The sequence below is a fragment of the Streptomyces calidiresistens genome, from assembly GCF_014141525.1.
In the GTDB taxonomy this organism is placed as follows: Bacteria; Actinomycetota; Actinomycetes; order Streptomycetales; family Streptomycetaceae; genus Streptomyces; species Streptomyces calidiresistens.
Window position 1 is genome coordinate 1 of record NZ_VKHS01001016.1, and the last position, 1,663, is coordinate 1,663.

At 71.6% G+C, this 1,663-nt stretch carries 1 protein-coding gene; it reads right to left on the reverse strand.

From position 1 onward, the window contains the following. Positions 1–1,510, reverse strand: a 1,510-nt coding sequence (lanKC, locus tag FOE67_RS25060) for a class III lanthionine synthetase LanKC (RefSeq protein ID WP_182667100.1), incomplete at its 3' end; no start/stop codon positions are given. Positions 1,511–1,663 lie beyond the last annotated feature (153 nt).

Below are 1,663 nucleotides of genomic sequence, written 5' to 3' on the forward strand. Positions count from 1 at the left end.
CACCACCTCCGCCCCCGTTCCCCTGCCCGGGGCCGGAGGTGGTGTCCGCGGTGGGGGAGGAGCCGGCCTCGATCTCCGCCACCGCGGCGTCCAGGAACCCGGCGGGCAACCCGGGGAACAACTCCGAGGCCAGCTCCGCCAGATGGGCGGCCTTGCCCCGGTCCAGCCCGAGAAGACTGGTCAGCGGCAGGAACATCGCCAGGCGCAGACAGGCCAGCGCGTACCGGTCCACCGCCGGGCCGGTCCGGTCCGGCGGGGCCAGGAAACCGGGATGGGCGACGAGCTGCCGCGTCTCCGCCCCCGGGTAGGAGGCCGTCTCGAAGTCCAGCAGCGCCACCGAGGTCTCGTCCGGCGCGACCATGATGTTGAACATGTGCAGGTCGTTGAAGACCACGCCCCGCTCGTGCAGCGCCTCCACCGCCCGCTCCACCGCCGCGTGGATCCCCAGCGCCCACTGGGTGTAGGCGGCGATCGCGTCCCGGTCGGTCCGGGAGGTCAGCAGGGGGTGTCGCTCGGCGAAGAAGGAGTTCAGGGTGCGGCCCGGCAGATGGTCCATCACCAGGAACCGGTGGTCCCCGAGGGTGAACCGGTCCCGCAGTCGGGGCACCGACTCCACCCCGTCGAGCCGCTCCAACACCGCGGCCTCGCGCTCCAGCCGGGCCACAGCGTCCACGCCGTCGGCGGCCAGACCGGCGTGCGGGCGGGCCTCCTTCAGCACCACGGCCTCGCCGCTGCGGCTGTCGGTGCCGGCGTAGACGCCACCGCCGTTGGAGAAGTGCAGTGCCCGCTCGATCCGGTAGGGCAGGTCCCGCACGGTGGTGGCGTTGCGGGCGGCCAGGGCGGGGGCGAGGAACCCGGGCAGCGTCACCCACGGGGGCAGGTGGAAGCCGGGTTGACGACGGTCGGGCACCAGCTCGCCCTCGGCGTTCTCCAGAGCCGGGACCAGCGCCCCGCTCTCGTCGCGGCACTGCCGGCGGGTGAACGCCCCGTACCGCACGTACAGCGGCCCCTCCCGCCACCGCAGGTCGCTCAGGATGTAGGGACCGGTCTCGCCCGCCAGGAGGTCGTCCAATTCCTCCAGTACCGTGCGGAGCCGATCGGTGTCCTCCGGATAGAGGGTGGCGAATTTCCCGGCGCCCTCGCGCGGGGCGTACTTGGAATTCCGCAGGTAAACCTGGTGGGGACTCGGGACGAATTTGAAGGACAGGCGACGCGGGACGCAGTAGTCGTGAATGACCTCGGCGATCCCGGCGGCGTTCCCCGGCCGGGCCGAGACGTGGATCTTCCACCCCTGGGCGGGGAGCTCCACGCCCTCCGGGTGCAGGTGGAGCCAGTCGCCGGCGCGACCGGTGGTCCACCCGGTGGGCACCGGGCGGCGGGCGGCGGGGAATTCACGACTCGTGCCGCCGGTGCCGTTTCCGTTTCCCTCGCGGGAACGGGCCGGGCCGCGTGCGGGCGTCTCGTAGAAATACGGGTCGGCGAGACAGAAAGCCTCGTACCGCTTGTCCATTCATCCCCCTTCGGATGACTGGACATGAGATTTCCATATCAGCCGCTCATCGGAACAGTCGCGTCCGTCATGTCTCCGACATGCGAAACGCACCCTTTACCCGATGCGCCGCGAACGGGCGCGCGTCACCGGCGAACGACCCCGCCCCACCCG